Raw genomic sequence first — 16,056 nt, forward strand, 5'->3', positions numbered from 1 at the left:
GCGTCGACCGCCCTGTCTCATCGGACGGCCGGTGGCTGCGCGGCGAACCGCGGCGGCGTGTAGAGGTGCTCGCCCACCCGCTTGACCAGGCGTGCCATCTCGTAGGCGACCAGGCCGATGTCGGCGGTGACGGAGCTGAGTACGGCGAGGCAGGAGCCGTCGCCCGCCGCCGCGACGAACAGGAAGCCGTCGTCCATCTCGACCATGGTCTGGCGCACTCCCCCGGCTCCGAAGTGCCGGCCCGCCCCCTTGGCCAGGCTGTGGAATCCCGAGGCGACCGCGGCGAGGTGCTCGGCGTCCTCGCGGGTCAGGGCGGTGGACGCGCCGACGGCGAGCCCGTCGTTGGACAGCACCACGGCATGCCGTACCTCGCCGACGCGCAGGACCAAGTCGTCCAGCAGCCAGTCGAGTTCGCCGGACCGCCCGGCGCTGATGCTCTGGTCCTGGATCATGCGTGGTCTCCTTCGGTGCTGTCGGCCGGTTCGGACCCTGAGGTGTCGGGGACCGCGCCGACGATGCCCGGGCGGCGGCCACCGCCGCGGGCCCATCCGTCGCGGTAGGCGGCCATGCGGTCCCGCACCTCTTCGGGGCTGCGTTCGGCGTCCTCATGGCTTCCCGCGGCCAAGGGCGCTTCTTCGGGGCGCTGTTCGCGCAGTTGGGGGGCGAGGCTTGCCTGGCGTACGCGGCGCGGGAGGTCGTCCGAGGCTTCCTGGTCTCCGGCGGTGTCCGGTTCTGGTGGCTTGTGCAGCCGCAGTGCGGTGACGCCAGGGGGTGTGGGAGTCGTCGCCGGGGCTTCGGCCGATGGGGCGAGTGCGGGGCGTGCGGCGCCTGCGGGGACGGAGTTGCCGTTCATGGGCGCCGCCGCACCCGGCACGCGCGCGTGCTCGTGCTCGTGCTGGTCACGTTCGCGTTCCATGGTGTGGGTCTGGGGGCTCTCTGCTGTGCTGCTCTGGAGCAGGGCGGTGGGCAGCAGGACGACGGCGGTGGTGCCGCCGTAGGGGGACGTACGGAGATGCACCTTGATCCCGTGCCGGGAGGCGAGCCTGCTGACCACGAAGAGCCCGAGCTGGTCGCTGTCGAACAGATCGAGCGCTTCGGACTGCTCGATGCGGCGGTTGGCCTCGGCGAGGGTCTCACCGCCCATGCCCAGGCCACGGTCCTCGATCTCCACGGCGTAGCCGTTGCCGACCGGTTCGCCGGTGACCCGCACCTTGGTGTGCGGTGGTGAGAACTGGGCGGCGTTCTCGACGATTTCAGCCAGCAGGTGGGTGAGGTCGGCGACGGCCGTACCGATGACCGAGGCGCCGGGGAGTTGTCGTACCTCCACGCGCGCGTAGTCCTCAACTTCGGAGACGGCGGCCCGCACGACGTTCGTCAGGGAGACGGGCATGCGCCAGGCGCGTCCCGGTGCGGCTCCGGAGAGGATGATCAGGCTCTCCGCGTGCCGCCGCATCCGAGTGGTGAGGTGGTCGAGCCGGAAGAGGTCGCTGAGCTCGTTCGGGTCGTCGGCCCTGCGCTCCATGCTGTCGAGGAGGCTGAGCTGACGGTGGACGAGGACCTGGCTCCTGCGGGCGAGGTTGACGAAGACCCCTGAGATGCCGCTGGCCAGTTCCGCACGCTCGATGGCGGCACGCAGGGCGGCCCGGTGCACGGTGCCGAGCGCTTCGTAGACCTGTCCCGTCTCGTCCTCCGCCGGCGGCCCCGGTGGTGCTTCGGCACGGACGTCGATCTCCTCGCCGGCCCGCAGCCTCCGCATGGCCTGCGGAAGTTTGCGGCGGGCGATCTCCAGTGCGCCGTTGCGCAGGCTCACCAGCTCGACCACCAGGCCGCGTCCGATGCGTACGGAGATGACCAGCGAGGCGGCGACGGCCGCGAGCCCCAGGAGCACGGCGGCGCCCGCCGCGGTGAGCACTCCGCGGGTGAACGGGTCGGCGCGGTCTGCGGCACTGCGGCCCGCGCCCGCCTCGATCGCGCGGAACTCGTCCCGCACCGCGGCGTGAGCGGTGTCCCACTTGCCGGCAGGAGCCGCGTCGGCCGCCGCACGGCCCGGCCTTGCGACGAGCACCTTGTCCTCGACGGCCCGCACATCGGCGTACGCGCTCCCCTCCACGAGGTCGTGCCACGCCGCCCGTTCGGGTCCGCGCAGGTCCGCAACGGCCGATTCCGTCAGGGTCCGCCGTGTCTCGACGGCCCCGGTGAACTGACGAAGTCGCTCGCCGTCGAGCGAGCCGGCGAGCCGGGCGCTGGACAGCACCACGTGTTCGCGTGCCAGCATCTCGCCCGCCCTGGAGAATTCGAGTAACACCCGTGCTTCGGAGCCGAGTTCGGCGTCCTGGATGCCGGTGAGCGCGCCGCCGACTCCGAAGGCGGCCGAAATGGTCTTCGTGTACTGCCCGTACGTCGCGTCCCAGCCGGTGCCCCGGTCGAGCACTTCGGTGCGCAGCGTGCTCAACCCTTCCGCTCCGGAGACGAACGTTTCGAGCCGGGCGGCCACACCGGTGGGCAGGTCGGCGCCATCGGCGACCGTCCGTTGATCGCCACGGCGCAGTTTCGCCACCGCGCGGTCGGTCCGTGCGGCCTGCGTCTTGAGGTCGGCGGCACGGTCGGGAGCGGGTTCCGTCGCGTAACGCACGGCGGCCACCCGCTCGGCCTGCAGTGCGGCGACGGCCGCGTCGACCGGGCCGCGCACCTCCGTGTCGACGCGCTGCAACTGCCGCAGGCGCGCCACGTCCTGGGCCGTGCTGACCGTCGCGTACCCCCACAGGGCGAGCAGCGACACGACGGGCACCATCAGGAGGCACACGATCTTGGCTCGTACGGTGCGGGGGCGCGGCCACCAGCGTCCCTTGCGGGCAGCGGAGTTGGGGGGTGGTCCGGTCTCCAAGGGGGCTTCCGTGTCAGGGTGTTCGTCGGCGGGCGGTCCCGCGTGCGCGCGGCGGCCGCGCGCCGGTGCTGCCACGGGCCCCGGCGGCACGGTGCCGTCGGCGGTTTCGGGGGTCCTACGGGGTGTACGCATGGCCTCCTCGCTCGGAGAGATGTCGGGGCGTGTGCCCGCCCGGCCGTGACCGGTCCAGGTGCGCCGCTATCGAGCGGCGCTCTCCACCGGCCGCTGGGCCGACACGGAGGCCTCGCGCTCCCCTGCGGTCGGGGACAGCGCGACAAACGCCGAGGTCAGGAAGAGATAGGACCCGAGGCCGACGGCGAGGGGGAAGATGAACTGCATCGTCGTGGCCCCGGGCAGCGCCCCGCCCGACTCGCTGACCCGCACACTCACCGCCATCATTCCGGTGTAGTGCATGCTGCTCACCGCACCGCCCATGACCAGGGACGCGACGGCGACCGCGAGGGGCGACTTGATGTTCAGTGCCGCCCAAAGGGCCGCGGTCGCGGCGACGACGGCGATGACTACGGAGAGGCCGACCAGCACCGGGTCGTAGCTCACATCGCCGTGCAGCCGCAGGGCGGCCATGCCCAGGTAGTGCATGCTGGCGACGCCGAGCCCAGTGGTGAGTCCGCCGAGTGCCAGCGCACTCCCTCGGTCACGGCCGTAGCCGACGGCGAAGACGCCACCTCCCACGACGGCCATGGCAACGATCAGGCTCAGGATGGTCAGGGGGACGTTGTAGTGGATCTCCGTGCCGCTGACTCCGAAGCCGAGCATCGCCACGAAGTGCATCGTCCAGATGCCGGTGCCGATGGCGGAGGCCGCGGTGATCAGCCAGTTGCGCCGTGACCTGCCCGTGGCGGCGAGGGCACGGACGGTGCAGCGCAACCCGAGGGCGGCGCCGATGCAGGCCATCGCGTACGACAGCACGGGGGTCAGCCAACCGAAGGTGGCGTGGTCCAGGTGTCCCATGGCCCCGGGACGCTAGTCCTGGCGGGGGCGCACAACGGGGGCGCAGTTCGAAAGGTGCTGGAATATGACAGAGAGAGGCTCCTGAACGATCGCGTCACGCTCGAACGTGTGCCCCCGACGCACATGCGCGTCGTTGAGCAATCATGTCCGCATGAGCGATGACCACACACGCGTCCGTGACTTCTTCGCCGCCCGTGCGGCCGACTGGGACAGCAGGTTCCCCGACGACGGACCCGCCTACCGGGCCGCGGCCGGCGAGCTCGGGTTGCGGCCGGGCGCCCGTGTCCTGGACGCCGGGTGCGGCACCGGACGGGCCCTGCCCGCGCTCAGGGACGTCGTGGGACCCTCAGGAGTCGTCCTCGGCATCGACCTGACCCCCGCCATGCTGGAGGCCGCTGTACGGGCGGGCAGGGACCGCGACGGGCAGCTCCTGCTCGCTGACGTGACCCGGCTCCCGTTGCACAGCGGGAGTCTTGACGCGGTGTTCGGCGCAGGTCTGATCTCCCATCTTCCGGATCCGGCGCGGAACTTGCGGGAGTTGAGCCGTGTCGTCCGCCCAGGAGGGCTCCTCGCGCTCTTCCACCCCATCGGCCGTGCGGCACTCGCCGCACGGCAGGGCCGCCAGATCACCCCGGACGACCTGCGCGCCGAGGCCAACCTCCGCCCGCTGCTCGCCACTTCGGGCTGGCAGATGACGTCGTACATCGACGAGGACGCACGGTTCCTGGCACTGGCGGTGCGACAGGGCTGACCCGGGGCGGCCGCCGGCCGGGCCCTGCGTATACCGTCTGCTGCATGGACGAAGAGGCCCTGCTCAAGCGCTCCGACGGACCCGTCACCCGCAGTCGGCTCATCCATGACCTGACTGCGCTCGGCCTCACCGACGGCGACATCGTCATGTTCCACACACAGATGTCCGCTGTCGGTTACGTGGCCGGCGGCGCCCAGACGCTCATCGGTGCCCTCCGCGATGTCGTCGGCGAGCCGGGCACCCTGATGGTGACCTGCGGCTGGAACGACGCACTGCCCTACAGCTTCAGCGACTGGCCGCGAGCCTGGCAGGACGCCCTGCGGGCCGAACATCCCGCGTACGATCCCCGGTTCAGCGAAGCGGATCACAACTACGGGCGGCTGCCGGAAGCTCTCCGCAGGTGGCCAGGGGCTGTGCGAAGCCGTCATCCCGATGCCTGTTTCGCCGCGCTCGGCGCATCGGCGACCGCGCTGATGGCCGACCACCCCTGGGACGATCCGCACGGCCCGGGCAGCCCGTTGGCCCGGCTCGTCACCTTGGGCGGCCGGGTTCTCCTGCTGGGCGCCCCGCTGGACTCCCTCACGGTCCTGCACCATGCCGAGGCACTCGCCGAGGCTCCCGGAAAGCGATTCGTCGACTACGAGCAGCCGATCCTTGTGGACGGCGAACGGGTCTGGCGGCGCTTCCACGACATCGACTCGTCGGCGGGCGCCTTCGACTACTCCTCCGCTGTCCCCCAGGGGCAGGACCCCTTCGATGCCATCGCCCAGGACATGCTCGGCGCCGGAATCGGCATCACGGGGCGGGTCGGCGCGGCCGCATGCCACCTCTTCGAAGCCGGTGAGGTCGTGAACTTCGGGATCGGCTGGATCGAGGAAAGGCTGGGCCACAGGGCCTGACACCGACCGCGTCTCCGGCCCGGCCGGTGTCAGAGCCGTGACAGTCGCGTGTCTGCTCCGTCGGCGAGTGTTGCCGCAACAACCCGCCACGGAAGGAAATCCGATGAAGCAGACGGCTCCCGTCCCGCACGGCCTCCCCATGGAGCGCGATGCGGGGCCCTTCGACCCGCCGAGCCAGATCACCGCGCTGCGCGAGGCCCGTCCCGTCAGCCCTCTGATCTTCCCCGACGGTCACGAGGGCTGGCTCGTCACCGGCTACGACGCGGTCCGCCGGCTCATGGCCGACACCCGGTTCAGCTCCCGCCAGGACATCGGCCCCGTCCACGTGCCCTACGAGGTCCCCGGCATGCCCGCCGTGACAGAACCGTCCCCGCAGATCCCGGGCGTCTTCATCGCCATGGACGCGCCGGACCACACCCGGCTGCGGCGCAAGCTCACCGGCGCCTTCACCGTCAAACGCATGAAGCAGCTCGAAGAGAGCATCGTCGACATCGCCGAGCAGCAACTGGACGAGCTGGCGCGCCTTGCCCCTCCGGTCGATCTGGTCAAGGAGTTCGCGCTGCCGGTGCCGTCCCTGGTGATCTGCGAACTGCTCGGCGTCCCCTACGAGGACAGGGAGACCTTCCAGACCAACTCCGCCAAGTTCATGGAGAGGGACATCGGGCTCGAAGACAAGATGGCCGCATACACCGGCCTGACCACGTATCTGGCCGAACTGGTCACGCGCAAGCGCGCCGAACCCGGCGAAGACATCCTGTCCGACCTGGCCCGCCACGACGACCTCACCATCGAGGAGCTGACCGGCGCCGCCTTCCTGCTGCTGCTCGCGGGGCACGAGACCACCGCCAACATGCTGGGCCTTGGCACCTTCGCACTCTTGGAGCACCCCGAGCAGCTCGCCGAACTGCGCGCCAACCCGGAGCTGATGCCGGGCGCGGTCGAGGAACTGATGCGCTACCTGTCCGTTGCCGACATCTTCTATCGCTATGCCACGGAGGACATCGAACTCGGCGGCGAGACAATCCGCGAGGGATCGACGGTCGTCGTCTCGCTGCTGGCCGCCAACCGCGACCCCCTGCGCTTCGACGACGCCGGCACGCTGGACATCCACCGCCAGGCCCGCGGTCACACGTCCTTCGGCCACGGCATCCACCAGTGCCTCGGCCAGCAGCTGGCCCGCATCGAGATGCGCGCAGGTTTCGAGGGACTGCTGCGTCGCTTCCCGACCCTCAGGCTCGCCGTCCCCGCCGGTGAGGTGAAGCTCAGGAGCGACATGAACATCTACGGAGTGCACGAACTGCCGGTCACCTGGACGGAAACGGCCCGGTAGCGGCGCAGGCAACTTGCTGGTCAGTCACCCGGCGACGGCCGACACAAAGGCATCCGGATCGTCGAACATGACGTTGTGCCCGGCCTCCGGAACGGTGATCACTCGCACTCCGGAGGCGGCCAGCTCGTCCCGGCCGTCCAATTCGCCGCTCAGCCCGCCCTGCACGAAGACCCGCTCCACGGACAGATCCATCAGCATCCTGCGCATCGTGGGCCGCGTCCCCCTCACGAGCCCCGTCGCACTGCGGTGCAGGGCGCGCGGGTCGGCGAGCCGCATGGTCGCCGCCCACGTGGAGCCGACCTTGTCCAGCACGCGCGCGTAGCCGTCGGTGACGAACTCATCCTCTCCGTAGGAGGCGATTCCGCTGCTGCCCGCCGTCGCGACGGGGTTGGGATCGAGATTGGCTTCGGTGAGCACGAGCCGTGACACAAGGTCCCCGCGCCGGTGCGCGAGCACGATGGCCACGGCGCCGCCCATGCTGTGCGCGACGATCTCCGCTCCCGAGATCGCCGCATCGTCCAACACCGCGGCCAGGGCGTCCGCGTGGTTCTCCAGGGTGTAGCCGTAGTCCGCCGGGCGGTCGCTGATTCCGTGGCCCGGCAGGTCGACGAAGAGTGATCGGCGTCCGGCCAGTTCGGGCCTGGCGGCGATGTGCGCGTGGTAGACGCTCGATGCCGCGCCCAGCCCGTGCACGTACACCCGGGCAGGGCCTTCGCCGTCAGCTTCCGTCCAGCGGACACAGCTCCCCTGTGCGTCGAACCTTGTCTCGCGCATCGCCACTCCCCCGCTCTGGTACATCCCGACCACCAGGACAATACATCGACAACGATGTATTGCGTCGACGGGGTACAGCGGCCGTACGGCACAATGCACCGCATGCTCGAACTGGCCATCATCGGATTCCTCTACGACGCGCCACTGCACGGCTATGAGCTGCGCAAACGCATCACAGCGCTGGCGGGGCACGTGCGCCCGGTCGCGGAGAGCACGCTGTACCCCGCCATCAAGCGGCTCGAGAAGGCCGGCCTCCTCGCCCGCGAGACTCAGCCCGGATCAGGGGCGGCTCCCCGGCACGTCCTGAGTCTCACCGCGGAAGGGCGGCGCGAGCTGCGCCGCAGACTCGCGGAGCCTGGGCAGGCGGACATCACCGACGAGAACCGCTGGTTCACCGTCCTCGCCTTCCTCCGGCATCTGGACGACAGGGCGGCACAGGCCGCGGTCCTGCGGCGCCGGCTGGCCTTCCTGGAGGAGCCCGCCAGCTTCTTCTACGACGGCGACCGCCCGCTGCGCGCCGAAGAACTGGACGACCCGTTCCGGCGCGGCATCCTCACCATCGCCCGGGCGACGAGCCGGGCCGAACTCAACTGGCTGCGGGCGACGCTGGATTCACTCCGCTGAAGCGGCGGGGGCCGCATCGCCGTGCGGCACCGGGCAGCCCCGCACCCCCGGCACCGGAAACGTGCCGAGCTCGCCCACCCGATAGCCGTTGGGGTACCCCTTGATCTCCCAGTTCTGCCGGGCGTAGTGCGGTGCGGTGCGCGGCGGCATCAGGCGCACGGCGCGGCCGCGCAGCCGGACAGCACCCCTGACCAGTTTGCGGGCGGCGGCACCCGGCGGTTCGTAGCGGAAGGCTCGCAGCAGGGGCTCGTCGAGCAGGGCGAGGGTCGAGGCCCGCAACAAGGGCGCCAGGGCGCGCGGATACCAGGAGGCCATGAGGTCGAGGGTCGCGTCGGAGACCCTGCGCGCGCCCTCGTCCCACGCGAAGTGGGCCTCTTCGTAGGCATCGAGACAGCGCTCGAAGTCTTCGTAGGACTCCGGGATCTCCTGGATCCCCATGTGCCGCCCCAGGGTGCGGTAGTAGACGGAGGCGGCGACCGTCTCGTGGCGTGAAAGCCGGCGCCATCCGTAGGTGTCGATCCAGCGCTTGGGCATCACCACGAAGGTGCTCAGCACGTACCGCATGTCTTCATTGCTGATGTCGTAGCTGCGGTGCATCTGGTTGATGCGGCGGATCGCGTCGCGGCCCTCGTCCGTGCCGAAGCCGTGCTCGACGACGGCGTCGAGCAGCAGGGACGTGTCGTCGTACCGCTTCTGCGTACGGTCCGTCAGTTCAGCGGTCTCGGCGAGGAGTCGGCCGATGCTGGGAACGGCGTAGGTGCGGTAGAGCGCCAGCTCGAGAGCGCGGGTGAAGTCCCAGGGAAACTCGTACACCGCGGTGAGGCGGTAGATCTTCAGAGCGTCCTTCTCCGGGTCGAGACCCCGGATCTCCTTGAGCCGCTCATAGCGCTTCACCGCGCGGTCCCCCTTCAGTCGACGGAACTCCAACTCTACTTTGGGGTACGTAAGATGGATGATCAACGGCGCCGGCCAGCGCCCGGGGGGAAGGTGGCTCGCATGTTCGACAAGTTGCGCAAGTTGTGGCGCACGGACGAAACCGTGCACGCCGAGAAGGAGCGTGCCCACAACCTCTTCGAGGCGGCCGCGGTCTACGTGGCGGCCTGCGCGGAGGACGACCAGGACCAGATGGACGAGGCCACCGGCTGGGTGTCGCCGGAAGCCCTGTCCTTCGGTGTCAGCGAGCTGGCGTGCCGCGCGGTCATCGCCCTCGCCCGGGAGCGCGACGAGTCGCCGAAGGACGTGGCGCGTACGCTCCTCGGCCTGCCTGCCGCCTGACGTCCGCGTGCGTGGGGTCGGGGCAGGCCAGCGCCTCACTGGCGGGGTTGCCCGTCTCGGCCGCATGCGCGAGCCGTTCCCGTACGTCGCGCGGCGTGCGGGGGCGGTAGCCGGGGCCCCAACCGCAGCAGTCCTGCCGGAAGCGCAGCCCGGCGGTCAGGACAGCGCTCAGGGCGCGCCATGCCGCCGTGTCACGTCGCTTGGGCACGGCAAGCGCGGAGCCCGCGTTGAGCAACTGACCGCCGCACTGGGGGCAGATGTCGATGCGCACGCGTCCGTAGTCGGCCGTCTTCTTGAAAGAAGCACGGCATGGCAGACAGACGAAGTGCGAACTGGCTCTGGGCATGACAGCCAGCGTAGGCGTGCGGAACGAGGCCGACGAGTGAATTTTCCTGGTCATCCACCCCTCGACGATCAAGCGGACCAGTGGTTAGGGTGCGCCGACGGATGAAGCGATGGGGAGGCTGGCAATGGCCGGAACGGACGACGCAGTCGCCGCCGAGGACGACGCGCTGTACGTGCTGACCGCGGTGCTGCTGACACCCGCGAAGTTCCCGAGCGTGCTCGGTGACGATTATCCGGAGGCCTGCGCGGCCCTGGGACTGGCTCCGCTGGCCGCCGGGTACGGGCTTGTGCTGGGTCAGGACGGCGCCGGAGCCCGGTGGACGGTCGTCGTCGACGATGTGTCGCTCGTCGCCGTGGCGATCGCGTCGTGGGACTGCGGCATGGAGTACGACCTGTCGCCCGATGAACGCACAGTGGTCGCCGCGCTGCCCGGCTGGCCCCTGGCGGTGGCCGTCGCCGCGCCCGGTGTGCCCGCTCCCCATGACCCCGAACCGGACCCCGAGGACACGGATCTCACGCCGCTCTCGCCCCCGCAGACCGACACCTGGGGACCCGCCCAACGGCGGCTCGGTGCCGACGAGATCGCGTTGCAGTGGGCGGCCTGGCGCGACCAGATCGATGACGCCGACTTCCAGCCGGACGACGCGGATGCGCAGGCCGAGGCACCACAGGACGCCGACAAGGCCCTTTCGGAGGGCGACGACGCGGATGCCGCGGACGGGTCGCTCACCGGCGTGCGCCGGGTCATGGCGGAGGTACGGGCGTATGTGAGCACTCCCCCGCCCCTGGGGCGCGTGCGGTCGTCGTTCGCCTCCGGAGAGGCCCGAACGCTGCGCGCAGACGGACCTGGCTGGTCGCTGGTGGCCAGGACCGACGACATCGCGTTCGTCCTGCTGGACGAGGAGCCCGGCGAGGTGCTGCCCGTGGGGCGGGGGCCCGAACTCCCCGGGCTCCTCGAAGCGCTCGACAAGATGGCCGTGCGCCCCGCCTGATCACTGCTGCTTCGGACCTTCCCCTGGCTCTACGTCAGCGGGGCGGTCCGGGGTCGACGAGCAGCGCCGCCATGGCCGTGTCGTGGTCCTCGTGGTCCCGGAGGGCCGCGAGTTCACCGCGCCAGGTCTCGTCCCACGCTGTTGCGCGGCTCCCGGCGCGGACCAGGTCGAGGGCCAGCGACCCGGACACCGGGGTGCCGCGCTCGCGCAGCAGCCGGACGGCCGCGAGCAGTGCCGCACGCGCGCGTGGGGTGGGCACGTCGACCGAGACGCCCGCGGTGAAGGGCAGCCGTTCGGGGCGTTCCTCGACCAGGGCCAGGAGCTGTTCCCAGCGTTGCGCGTGGTGTTCGCCGTGCCGGATGGCGGCCAGCGCCGCCTTCCATGTCAGCGCGGCCGCCTCGCGATACAGGCCCACGGCCCGCAGCGAGAGAGCCACGGCGTCGGCGACGAGGAGCGAGCGCTCAGAGCCTCGTGAGACCGGCAAGGACTCTCCGATGCCCGCGAGACGACGAAGTGCGTCAGCCCTCAGCTCCGGGTCGCCAGCCGCGTCCACGCGTTCCTGGAGCGTACGCATGGCATCCCTGAGGATGGGCCCGCCTTGCGTACCCAAGGGGAACCACAGCAACTGCTGGGCCGCCGTCTCCCATTCCCATCTGGATCGCTGCCGGTCGGTGATGACGTGGGCCACGGCGCGCATGGCGTCGGTCGATTCCGGTGTGAACCAGGCCGGCAGAGCCCGGCACGCGGCGACGGCGGTCTCCTTGGTGCCCTCCTTCACCAGGCGCGTGAGGAAGGCGGTGTAGGCCACGCCCACGGATTCACTCACGGCTCCCGCGCGCCCTTGGATCACCACTTCCCTGACCGCGGCTTCGTCCGCCGCCTGGGCAAGACGGTCGGCGATGCCGGGACGGTCGATCTCGGCGAGGAGGAAGCGAGCGATGACGGCGCGTACGTCGCGGTGTTGGCCCGGCGCGTCCCAGGCCCGCACCAGAGCCTCGAGCGCCTCGTCACCGGCGAGCATCCCCAGGGCCCGCACGGCCTCTTTGCGGGTGCCCACGGGGGCGTCGGCCGCGCGGGCGACAGGGGCGAGCAGAGCGTTGGCTTCCGGGTCCGGCATGGCTGCCAGGAGCCGGCGGACGGATGCCATGGCGGCACGCCCCCGTACGCCGCTTGTCGCGGCGTGCCGCAGCAGGATCTCCAACAGCGGCTCGATTGCGGGCGCGGCAACGTCGTGCGCCACGCCGGGCACCTCGCCCAGCGCCCCGAGTGCCGCCGCGGCGACGGGCTGGGGTGCCGACTCCGCGAGTGCGGTGAGCAGTTCGGCGTCGCGGAGTTGTGCCGCAGCGTCGGCCCGGGTGCGCAGCGGGGCCAGTTCGTCCGTGGCCACGCGCGCGTGGTGCTCGTCCCAGGAGCGGCGCTGTGCGGGGAGCCAGCGGCCGGTGGGGCCCGGGTGCAGTGCGGCCGACCAGGCGGATGCCCGGGGACGTACCCGGCCGGTGAGTCCGTCCCGGGCAGCGACCAGCACGGAGTCCAGCAGGTCGGTTCGCCGGGTGGCGAGGGTGCGCAGAACGACCGGCACCGCGATGAACGAGGCGTCGAGGCCGATCAGTTCGGCGCTGCGCTGCTCCCGCAGCCGCGCGGGTGCCACCCAGGCTGCCGCCGCGCGGGCCGCGAGGTCCGGGTCGCCGGACTCCAGGGCGATGCGCCGGACCAGGCTGTCGAGATCGGGCAACGCGGTGAGGTGGGGTGCGAGGAGTTCGGCGAGGGCCGTGTGGAGACCGGGGCGCACTCCCGCGGTGGCCGCTGTCGTCGGCCAGAGGGCTCGTGCCGCCGCCTCGTCGATGTCCAGCGGGGCGACGGGTCGGTGCGAGCGGGGGTCGGAGAGGACCTGGCAGAGCAACTCCGTCGCGTAACCGGCCCGGCTCCACTCGCCGGCCGAGGTGGCGCACTGCACGGCGCGGCGCAGCAGCTGCTCGGCCGCGGCCAGCGTGCGCGCGGTCGAGTCCCGGGACTGGACCGTGGTGATCACGGCGTCGCGCAGGACCTGGTCGGGCAGTGCGGCGAGCAGGCGCCGGGAGGTGCCCGCGAGCTGCTGGAGGGCGGCCCTGCGCACCTCTTCCTGGTCGTGCCAGGCTCGCTCGCAGTCGACGGCGATCCGTGCGAACTCGTCCGGGTCGCCCTCCAGTTCCGCACAGGCGAGCAACGCGGGCCAGGCCTGCAGACGGTGGTGGACGCGGTGCTGGTCCGCCATGCGGCGCAGCAACGGCTCCCCCAGGGCGAGTGGGAGCGCGACCGCGAGACGGCTCCGTGTCCATTCCTGGTTCGACGAGGACCAGCGCTCCACCCAGGGGCCGACGATCTCTGCCCGGTCGGTCGGTTGAAGGGCCGTGAGCGTGCCGATGGGGACGCTGCGCGTGGAGCGGCTGCGCCGGGTGCGTTCCTCGACGAGTCGACGTCGGTCCGGGCCGGGCAGCAGCGCCAGCAGGCCGTCCGGTTCGATGTCGTGCCGCCCTGGTCCGCGGTACCGCGGTTGCCTCATGGGGCAGCGGCGGGCCAGGTCCACGAGGTCCGCGGGCGGGAGTTCGCGCAGGGCGCGCCGCGTGGCCGATGGCAAGGCGCCTGCGGAGAGGCGCAGTTCGCGGTGTGCGCCGCTCGCGTCAGGTGGCGCGGCACGCAGGATCGCGAGGACTCGGGCCGGACGGCGCAGCAGGGTGCGTGCCGCTCGTGCCGTCAGGAGGTCGGGCGCCCGTTCCAAGAGCAGCAGCCCTGCCTCCGGGTCGCGTTCCGCGGCCAGGCTCGCGACCGCGCGGCCGCGGCCTGTGAAGCGGTGGTGCTCACGAGAGCCGAGGCTCTGCCATCGGCCCGCCAGGAATTCGGCGATGGCGTACGGGGCGGTGCGAGCCAGTGTGCTGAGCACTCCTGGCGGCGGATCGAGCCGGGGCAGCCATGCGGCGACCGTCCGGGCGGGGCATGCGGGCAGGAGTTGTGCGGCCTCCCGGGCTCCGAATCGTTCGTGGACCTGCGGCAGCAGGCGTGCGGCGAGCGCGCGGCGACGGCTCAGCCGCAGTACCTGGAATGTTTCGTGCCGCGCCTGTTTGATGTCGCTCAACGCGAGCTGCTCCAAGGCCGCTTCCGGCACGGGAAGCCGGATGGCGGCCGAGAGGGCACGGCGGCGCAGAAGGGGGTCGGTCAGGGCGTCGGCGATGGACGTGAGGTCACGCCGGGTGACGGCCAGGAAGAGCGCGGTGTGCCGCTCGTCAGGGGCACCGGCGGCGAGGGCCTCGCGGAGTGTCGCGTACGCCTCTGGGGTGAGCGCTCGGGCGTAGCTTGCCAGGGCGCTCATGCGGGCCGGGAAGGGCAGCGGGTCGAAGTGGGCCTTCAGCCAGGCCGACGTCAGCGGCGCGGGAGCGGGTTGGGGCTGGGACGGCGTCTGCGACGCCTCGTATGTGGCCATCAGCGATCACCGTGGGATCGCTGGACGGCCTCCTCTCGGGAAGTCATGTGCGCCATGATCACTGCCGAACCGCGGGTCGCGCAACGGATTTTCCGCTCGTGGATCCGCCGTGGGCCGATCCACGAGCGGGGAACCCGCCGGTTGCCGCGCGCGGGCCCTGGCCGACCGGCGTGGCACCTTCTCAGCAGCGGCCGGTCAGTGGCCTATCTCCTTGCGTGAGACGCGGCGCAGCCTGCGCCGCTGGGCCGGGTCGAGTGTCAGATACGCCGCGGCCGGGACTCCCAGCACGATCAGGAGGGCGGCCCACCAGGGCAGCCAGATCAACAGGATGATGCCGGCCGCCACACCTCCTGCGGCGATCTTCGCGTTCTTCGACATGTGCGTCGCCTCCTTCGCGGCTGCTGCCGCTCTCTGTCTTGAGAAACGGGATCGCGCCGCCCACAGTTCCAGTCTGCTCCCCTGATAGACCCCTGAGGCGCGACCCTGAGATGACCCTGAGCCGCCTCCGGGATCCGAAGGGCGGCCCACAGGGCAGTTCGAAGATCGGCCGGCGCGCCTATTCGACCCGCAGCGGCTCGCCGACCTCGTACATGTGACGCAGCACCTGTCGGTAGGAATCGACGAACCCCGCCTCCGTGTACGGCATGCCCAGCTCCGCGCAGTGGGCGCGGACCAGCGGCTGGACGCGCCGCAGGCTGGGTCGGGGCATGCTCGGGAAGAGGTGGTGCTCGATCTGGTAGTTGAGTCCGCCCAGGAACCAGTCGGTCAGGAAGCTGCCGCGGATGTTGCGTGAGGTGAGGACCTGGCGGCTGAGGTGGCCCCAGCGCTCGCCGTCGGGATCGGGCATCTCCATGCCCTTGTGGTTGGGCGCGAAGGCAAGACCCAGGTGCAGGCCGAACAGTGCCTGGTGGATGGCGGCGAAGGCGATGGCGTGCCCCACGGGCATGGCGACGAGCAGCAGCGTCACATAGCCGATCAGGTGGGCCACCAGGAGCAGGCCCTCCACGACGCGCTCGCGCGGGCTCTGGCGGCGCAGGTCCTGGAATCCGTAGATCTTCATGGCGACGCCCTGGAGCAGCGTCAGGGGGAAGAACAGCCAGGCCTGGTTGCGGGTGAGCCAGCGCCGGAAGCCGACGCGGACCCTGGCCTGCTTGCTGGTCCAGACGAGGACGTCGGCGGCGACGTCGGGGTCCTTCTCTATGTGGTTGGGATTGGCGTGGTGGCGGTTGTGCTTGTCGTTCCACCAGGCCGAACTCATCCCCAGGAGGAGGTTGCCGTGGATGAGGCCGAGGGCGCGGCTCATCCCGCGGTCGCCGGTGATCTGGGAGTGCCCAGCGTCATGCCCGATGAACGCCGTGCGGGCGCACAGCACCGAGAGCAGTGGCGCGAGGAGCAGCACCCACCAGGAGCCTCCTATCAGGAACATGCCCGCCGCTGTCGCCGCCAGTGCGACCGCGTTGACCGCGATGGTCGAGGCGTACCAGCCGGTGCGGCGGCCAAGGAGACCCTGTTCCTTGACGGTGCGCAGCAGGGGTGCGAAATCGCTTCCGGCGGGCTGCCTTTCGGTGGTGCCTGGCGAACGTTCCGCGACTGCTGCGGCGGCCTGGGGCATGGTGAGGTCTCCGGTCTGTGACTGGATCGGGTGGACTTCACTCAACGTATGAGCCGGTGACCTTGGGCGACCATGGCGCCTTCACCCGTCTTCCGCAGGGGGTCAGCACCGCCCCACAGGGGGGTTAGCTACACCTTCGGAGTG

The 16,056-nt window shown here is 71.1% G+C and carries 15 protein-coding genes; 6 read left to right on the forward strand and 9 right to left on the reverse strand.

Annotated features, from left to right (window positions below; genetic code table 11):
- Nucleotides 1-17: 17 nt before the first annotated feature.
- The 3 genes from AB0G47_RS28860 to AB0G47_RS28870 form a co-directional block, all read right to left on the reverse strand.
- Entirely contained in the window at nt 18-452 is a 435-nt protein-coding gene (locus AB0G47_RS28860; protein WP_360775849.1) for a roadblock/LC7 domain-containing protein, read from the reverse strand.
- Nucleotides 449-3,016, reverse strand: coding sequence for a nitrate- and nitrite sensing domain-containing protein (locus AB0G47_RS28865; protein ID WP_360775852.1), 2,568 nt, complete (start codon nt 3,014-3,016; stop codon nt 449-451). Before AB0G47_RS28865 ends, AB0G47_RS28860 begins: the two co-directional genes overlap by 4 nt.
- A 66-nt stretch (nt 3,017-3,082) precedes the next feature.
- On the reverse strand, nt 3,083-3,856 hold the full coding sequence (locus tag AB0G47_RS28870; RefSeq protein WP_360775855.1) for an MHYT domain-containing protein: 774 nt from the start codon (nt 3,854-3,856) through the stop codon (nt 3,083-3,085).
- Between the two features lie 151 nt (nt 3,857-4,007).
- Here AB0G47_RS28870 and AB0G47_RS28875 point away from each other — a divergent pair, with 151 nt between their 5' ends.
- The 3 genes from AB0G47_RS28875 to AB0G47_RS28885 all read left to right on the forward strand — a co-directional run bounded on the left by AB0G47_RS28875 (nt 4,008) and on the right by AB0G47_RS28885 (nt 6,836).
- The gene (locus tag AB0G47_RS28875) at nt 4,008-4,607 is read left to right on the forward strand and encodes a class I SAM-dependent methyltransferase (RefSeq protein ID WP_360775858.1); all 600 of its coding nucleotides are present in this window, start codon (nt 4,008-4,010) and stop codon (nt 4,605-4,607) included.
- Between the two features lie 44 nt (nt 4,608-4,651).
- On the forward strand, nt 4,652-5,506 hold the full coding sequence (gene aac(3) / locus AB0G47_RS28880) for an aminoglycoside 3-N-acetyltransferase (RefSeq protein ID WP_360775861.1): 855 nt from the start codon (nt 4,652-4,654) through the stop codon (nt 5,504-5,506).
- Nucleotides 5,507-5,609: 103 nt separating this feature from the next.
- Nucleotides 5,610-6,836 carry a cytochrome P450 gene (locus AB0G47_RS28885; RefSeq protein WP_360775863.1) on the forward strand — a complete coding sequence of 409 codons (1,227 nt, stop codon included), beginning with the start codon at nt 5,610-5,612 and terminating at the stop codon, nt 6,834-6,836.
- A 24-nt stretch (nt 6,837-6,860) separates the two neighbouring features.
- Here the strand turns inward: AB0G47_RS28885 and AB0G47_RS28890 are convergent, their stop codons facing one another.
- The gene (locus AB0G47_RS28890) at nt 6,861-7,610 is read right to left on the reverse strand and encodes an alpha/beta hydrolase (RefSeq protein WP_360775865.1); all 750 of its coding nucleotides are present in this window, start codon (nt 7,608-7,610) and stop codon (nt 6,861-6,863) included.
- Nucleotides 7,611-7,712: 102 nt separating this feature from the next.
- Between AB0G47_RS28890 and AB0G47_RS28895 the strand changes: the two genes are divergently transcribed.
- Nucleotides 7,713-8,234: a PadR family transcriptional regulator gene (locus AB0G47_RS28895; protein WP_360775868.1), complete on the forward strand. Its 522-nt coding sequence runs from the start codon at nt 7,713-7,715 to the stop codon at nt 8,232-8,234.
- Here AB0G47_RS28895 and AB0G47_RS28900 read toward each other — a convergent pair.
- Nucleotides 8,223-9,128 (reverse strand): oxygenase MpaB family protein, encoded by a 906-nt coding sequence (locus AB0G47_RS28900; RefSeq protein ID WP_360775871.1) that lies wholly within the window; start codon nt 9,126-9,128, stop codon nt 8,223-8,225. The genes AB0G47_RS28895 and AB0G47_RS28900 overlap by 12 nt on opposite strands.
- Nucleotides 9,129-9,230: 102 nt before the next feature.
- Here AB0G47_RS28900 and AB0G47_RS28905 point away from each other — a divergent pair, with 102 nt between their 5' ends.
- Nucleotides 9,231-9,509 (forward strand): hypothetical protein, encoded by a 279-nt coding sequence (locus tag AB0G47_RS28905; protein WP_360775874.1) that lies wholly within the window; start codon nt 9,231-9,233, stop codon nt 9,507-9,509.
- Here the strand turns inward: AB0G47_RS28905 and AB0G47_RS28910 are convergent.
- Complete coding sequence (locus AB0G47_RS28910) at nt 9,433-9,909, reverse strand: zf-TFIIB domain-containing protein (RefSeq protein ID WP_360775877.1); 477 nt, start codon at nt 9,907-9,909, stop codon at nt 9,433-9,435. The two genes, AB0G47_RS28905 and AB0G47_RS28910, sit on opposite strands and share 77 nt — an antisense overlap.
- Nucleotides 9,910-9,979: 70 nt before the next feature.
- Here AB0G47_RS28910 and AB0G47_RS28915 point away from each other — a divergent pair, with 70 nt between their 5' ends.
- Complete coding sequence (locus AB0G47_RS28915) at nt 9,980-10,846, forward strand: hypothetical protein (protein WP_360775880.1); 867 nt, start codon at nt 9,980-9,982, stop codon at nt 10,844-10,846.
- A 34-nt stretch (nt 10,847-10,880) separates the two neighbouring features.
- Here the strand turns inward: AB0G47_RS28915 and AB0G47_RS28920 are convergent, their stop codons facing one another.
- From AB0G47_RS28920 to AB0G47_RS28930, 3 genes are all read right to left on the reverse strand, one after another.
- Nucleotides 10,881-14,300: a hypothetical protein gene (locus AB0G47_RS28920; RefSeq protein ID WP_360775882.1), complete on the reverse strand. Its 3,420-nt coding sequence runs from the start codon at nt 14,298-14,300 to the stop codon at nt 10,881-10,883.
- Between the two features lie 195 nt (nt 14,301-14,495).
- Entirely contained in the window at nt 14,496-14,678 is a 183-nt protein-coding gene (locus AB0G47_RS28925) for a hypothetical protein (RefSeq protein ID WP_190080005.1), read from the reverse strand.
- A gap of 178 nt (nt 14,679-14,856) precedes the next feature.
- Nucleotides 14,857-15,912 (reverse strand): acyl-CoA desaturase, encoded by a 1,056-nt coding sequence (locus tag AB0G47_RS28930; protein ID WP_360775886.1) that lies wholly within the window; start codon nt 15,910-15,912, stop codon nt 14,857-14,859.
- Nucleotides 15,913-16,056: the final 144 nt, after the last annotated feature.

It is taken from the genome of Streptomyces sp. NPDC021622, assembly GCF_040640795.1.
Lineage (GTDB): Bacteria > Actinomycetota > Actinomycetes > Streptomycetales > Streptomycetaceae > Streptomyces.